The organism is Streptomyces sp. NPDC090021, assembly GCF_044748225.1.
In the GTDB taxonomy this organism is placed as follows: domain Bacteria; phylum Actinomycetota; class Actinomycetes; order Streptomycetales; family Streptomycetaceae; genus Streptomyces.
The window spans coordinates 1-4,265 of sequence record NZ_JBIVFO010000091.1; the positions used below are offsets into that span (position 1 = coordinate 1).

At 74.9% G+C, this 4,265-nt stretch carries 5 protein-coding genes; 3 read left to right on the plus strand and 2 right to left on the minus strand.

Annotation, left to right across the window (positions count from 1 at the left end):
- Nucleotides 1–127: 127 nt before the first annotated feature.
- Nucleotides 128–1,237: a sensor histidine kinase gene (locus ACIPXC_RS34960; protein ID WP_401626521.1), complete on the minus strand. Its 1,110-nt coding sequence runs from the start codon at nt 1,235–1,237 to the stop codon at nt 128–130.
- A complete protein-coding gene (locus ACIPXC_RS34965) occupies nt 1,230–2,024 on the minus strand; it encodes a response regulator transcription factor (protein WP_401626522.1) in 795 nt (264 codons plus the stop codon). Before ACIPXC_RS34965 ends, ACIPXC_RS34960 begins: the two co-directional genes overlap by 8 nt.
- 123 nt (nt 2,025–2,147) lie before the next feature.
- Between ACIPXC_RS34965 and ACIPXC_RS34970 the strand changes: the two genes are divergently transcribed.
- Genes ACIPXC_RS34970 through ACIPXC_RS34980 form a run of 3 tightly spaced genes read left to right on the plus strand, consistent with a single transcriptional unit; the run spans nt 2,148 to nt 4,134 of the window.
- Nucleotides 2,148–2,861, plus strand: a complete 714-nt coding sequence (locus ACIPXC_RS34970) for a glycosyltransferase family 2 protein (RefSeq protein WP_401626525.1) — start codon at nt 2,148–2,150, stop codon at nt 2,859–2,861.
- Nucleotides 2,858–3,478, plus strand: coding sequence for a DUF2064 domain-containing protein (locus tag ACIPXC_RS34975; RefSeq protein ID WP_401626528.1), 621 nt, complete (start codon nt 2,858–2,860; stop codon nt 3,476–3,478). Before ACIPXC_RS34970 ends, ACIPXC_RS34975 begins: the two co-directional genes overlap by 4 nt.
- Nucleotides 3,475–4,134, plus strand: coding sequence for a class I SAM-dependent methyltransferase (locus ACIPXC_RS34980; RefSeq protein WP_401626531.1), 660 nt, complete (start codon nt 3,475–3,477; stop codon nt 4,132–4,134). Before ACIPXC_RS34975 ends, ACIPXC_RS34980 begins: the two co-directional genes overlap by 4 nt.
- Nucleotides 4,135–4,265: the final 131 nt, after the last annotated feature.

A 4,265-nucleotide genomic window follows, 5' to 3' on the forward strand; every position in this document is an offset into this window, starting at 1 on the left:
GGCGTTCGGTGCGTGCCCTCGGCGTGCGGGACGAATATCCTCGTAGCGGAGCTACTAGGACATTCGGCTCGTGCGCCGAGGGTGCGTGCCGGGCGCCGCGACGCCGCGGGGCAACTCAATACAGGCCCTAGGCGGGGGCCGGGAGGGTCAGCTCGAAGCGGCAGCCACCGGGCACGTTGCGGACGTCGGCGTGGCCCGCGTGGGCCTCGACGATGCCCCGGACGATGGCCAGGCCGAGGCCCGCGCCCGACGGAGGCGTACGGGCCGGGGAGCCGCGCCACCCGGTGTCGAAGACGCGGGGCAGGTCCTCCTCGGGGATGCCGCCGCAGGCGTCGGTGACGGAGAGCACCACCGCGTCGGCACGGCGTTCGGCGGCGATCGCGACGGTGCCGTCGGCCGGGGTGTGGCGGATGGCGTTGACCAGCAGGTTCGACAGGACCCGGGTCATCTCCTTGCCGTCGACCTCCACCGGAAGCGGAGCGACGCTCCCGCCGGCCAGGCGCACCCCGTGTTCCCGGGCGAGTGCGTCCGTGCCGGCCAGCGCGTCGCCGACCAGGTCGTACAGGGACATGCGGGTGGGACTGAGGGACAGCGCACCGGCATGGATCCGGGACAGTTCGAACAGGTCGGTGACCATGGAGTTGAGGCGCTCCACCTCGGCGCGCATCTGCCGGTGGTAGCGGGCCGGATCGGCCACCACGCCGTCCTCCAGCGCTTCCGACATGGCGCGCAGCCCGGCCAGCGGGGTCCGCAGGTCGTGCGAGATCCAGGCGACGAGTTCACGCCGGGAGGTCTCCAGTGCCCGTTCGCGTTCGCGGGAGGCAGCGAGGCGCTCGCCGGTGAGGGCCAGTTCGCTGCTGAGTGCGGCGAGTTCGGCGGGGGCGGGGGCGGCAGGTGCGGTGAAGGTCCCGGCTTCACCGAAGTCGCGTGCCGCCGAAACGAGTTCCCGGCAGCGCAGCACGACCTGGCGGCCCAGCAGCAGCGCCGTTCCCAGGGAGACGGCGGCTGCCATGGCCACCACCGTGGTCACCACGGCCAGGTCGTGCGACGACAGGAACATGGCCCAGGCCACCATGAGTGTGCCGGCGAGCATCGCGGACACCGCGACCGCCGCGACCACCGCGAGGGAGACCGCGACGCTGCGGCGGCGCAGTATCCGCAGGGCGACGGCACCGAGCAGGCCCGCGGCTGCTGCTCCGAGGAAGGCGTACAGGGCGATCAGCAGCAGGTCACGCATGGCCGTCCTCCACTCGGACGGCTCCCGTGGCGCCGGGCGCGGCAGGGGCCGGCTCGAAGCGGTATCCGGCGCCCCACACGGTCCGGATCAGCTGCGGATCGGCCGGGTCCTCCTCGATCTTGCTGCGCAGCCGGCGGACGTGCACGGTCACGGTGGAGAGGTCGCCGTACTCCCAGCCCCAGACCTCGCGCATGAGCCGCTCCCGGTCGCAGACCTGCCCCGGGTGCCGCAGGAAGTACACGAGGAGATCGAACTCCCGGAGCGTCAGGGCCAGTTCCGACCCGTCCCGGGTCGCGCGGCGGGCAGCGGGGTCCACGGCGAGCCCGGCAACCACGAGCGACGGTTCGCCGACCGGGGCTGTCGAGGAGCTCCTGCGCAGGACCGAGCGCACCCGCAGGACCAGCTCGCGCGGGCTGAAGGGCTTGGTCACGTAGTCGTCCGCGCCGACCTCCAGGCCCAGGATCCGGTCGTCCTCGTCGCCGCGCGCGGTGAGCATGACCACGGGGACAGGGGGCCTGCCGTTTCCGCTCGCACGCAGGCGACGGCAGACTTCCAGGCCGTCCATGCCCGGCAGCATCAGGTCGAGGACGACCAGGTCGGGCCGGTGGCGGGCGGCACTCTCCAGCGCGGCCGGGCCGTCCTCGGCGCGGTGCACGGTGAAGCCGGCCCGCTCCAGATAGCCGGCCACGACCTCGGAGACGGTCGGGTCGTCGTCCACGACCAGGATCCGGCCGGCGACGCCGCAGGGGTGCCCGGGGCCCGGGCCGGTCTCGTTGCTGATTGCCATGCCCCCAGGGTGGCACTGTGCCGTCCGGTGCTGACCGGCGCCCACCGCTGTACGGCGCGGTGTCCGCGTTTCGTAAGGTCTTCGGGCGCCCTTCCGCGCCTTCGGGTTCCTACGGTGTGGAGGGTGACTCCTTCTGCTCGTCCGCCCCGCGCGGACCTCGTACTTCCCTGCCTCGACGAGGCCGAGGCGCTGCCCTGGGTGTTGGCCCGGGTGCCGTCCGGGTGGCGGGCCATCGTCGTCGACAACGGCTCCACCGACGGCTCGGCCGACATCGCCCGCTCGCTCGGCGCGACCGTGGTCCACGAGTCCCGGCGCGGATTCGGCGCCGCCTGCCACGCCGGGCTGCTCGCCGCCCGCGCCGAGTTCGTCTGCTTCTGTGACTGCGACGCCTCCATGGACCCCGCTCTGCTCGCTCCCATGGCCGAGCGGGTCGCCGCCGGTGAGGCGGACCTGCTGCTCGGCCGTCGTCGTCCTCAGGGGCGCGGCGCCTGGCCCGCCCACGCGCGGGCCGGGAACCTCGCCCTGGCCCGGATGCTGCGGCGCCGGACGGGGCTGCGGCTGCACGACCTCGGCCCGCTGCGGGTCGCGCGCCGCGAGGCGCTGCTCGGCCTGGAGCTGACCGACCGGCGCAGCGGGTACCCGCTGCAGATGGTGGTACGGGCCGCCGACGCGGGCTGGCGGGTAGCCGAGACGGACATCCCGTATCTGCCGCGGTCGGGGAAGTCCAAGGTCACCGGGACCTGGCGGGGCACCTGGAACGCCGTCCGCGACATGCGCCGGGTCCTGGCCGAACCACCGGCCGCCCGGCGGGCACGAGCCGGGGGGAGCTCCGCATGAGCACCCTCCTCGTCATCGCGAAGGCCCCCGTACCGGGCAGGGTGAAGACGCGCCTGACCACCCGGTTCACCCCGCAGCAGGCCGCGGACCTGGCGTGCGCCGCACTGGAGGACACCCTCACGGCGGTTCTGGCCACCCCGGCCCGGCGGCGCGTCCTGGTCCTGGACGGACAGCCCGGGCCTTGGGTCCCGTCCGGCATCGAGGTCGTCGCGCAGTGCGCGGGGGGTTTGGACGTCCGGCTGGCCGCGGCCTTCGCCGTGGCCGAAGGGCCGGCCCTGCTGATCGGCATGGACACCCCGCAGGTCACCCCCGGCCTCCTCGCACTGGGCCTCGACTTCGCAGCGGCCGACGCGTGGTTCGGCCCCGCCGACGACGGCGGGTTCTGGGCCCTCGGCCTGGCCGAACCCGACCCCGCCCTGCTGCTCGGCGTCCCCATGTCGTTGGCGCACACCGGTGAGGTCCAGCGGCGACGGCTGACCGACGCGGGGCTCGCTGTGCGCGACCTGCCCGAACTGTGCGACGTGGACACCCCCGCCGATGCGCAGCGGGTCGCCGCGGCCGCACCGTGGACCCGCTTCGCCGCACTGCACTCCGGCCTGTGCGCGGTGACGCGATGACCGCCCAGCTCACCGAGCCCGCCGCGCGGGCCTGGCGGGCCGACCCGTACGCCGACGCCCTGCGCGCCGGCCGGGGGCCGCTCTACCTCCGGCGTCACGACGGCTGGTTGCTCCCCCTCGAAGTCGAGCGGTGGTGCGCCGAGCCCGACGCCGCCGACCACACTGTGCTGGCCCGGTGCGCCGGTCCCGTCCTCGACATCGGCTGCGGACCGGGCCGCCTGGTCGCCGCGCTCGCCCGGCGCGGACACACGGCGCTCGGTGTGGACGTCACCCCCGAGGCGGTGACCCGTACCGTCCGGTCCGGCGGCAGCGCCCTGTGCCGGTCCGTCTTCGACCCCCTCCCCCGCGAAGGCGGCTGGGGCACGGTCCTCCTCATCGACGGCAACATCGGCATCGGCGGCGCCCCGGCCACCCTGCTGCGCCGGGCCGCCGCGCTGGCCGCACCCGGTGGATCCCTGCTCGTCGAAGCGGCCGCCGCCGACGTCGACGAACGCGTCGAGGTCCACGTCGAGGACGGCGCCGGCGGCCGCGGCGCCTCCTTCCGGTGGGCCCGGCTCGGCATCCGCGCCCTGCGCGCCGAGGCGAAGGCCGCGGGGTGGACCCCGTACGACACCTGGCAGACGGCGGGCCGGCACTTCGTGCACCTGACCCGCTGACCGGTACGCCACGGAGAACCGCCGGGGTGGGGTCCGCGGTACGGGCCTCGCCCGCTACCGCAACATCCGGGTGGAGCCCACCGAGGAGGCGAAGGCCGCGATGTACTCGGCCGTCGGCTACGACGACATCG

Excerpts from the sequence above, each read along its gene's own strand:
- ACIPXC_RS34965 (WP_401626522.1), bottom strand. The coding sequence starts at position 2,024 with ATGGCAATCAGCAACGAGACCGGCCCGGGCCCCGGGCACCCCTGCGGC.
- ACIPXC_RS34960 (WP_401626521.1), bottom strand. The coding sequence starts at position 1,237 with ATGCGTGACCTGCTGCTGATCGCCCTGTACGCCTTCCTCGGAGCAGCA.
- ACIPXC_RS34980 (WP_401626531.1), top strand. The coding sequence starts at position 3,475 with ATGACCGCCCAGCTCACCGAGCCCGCCGCGCGGGCCTGGCGGGCCGAC.
- ACIPXC_RS34975 (WP_401626528.1), top strand. The coding sequence starts at position 2,858 with ATGAGCACCCTCCTCGTCATCGCGAAGGCCCCCGTACCGGGCAGGGTG.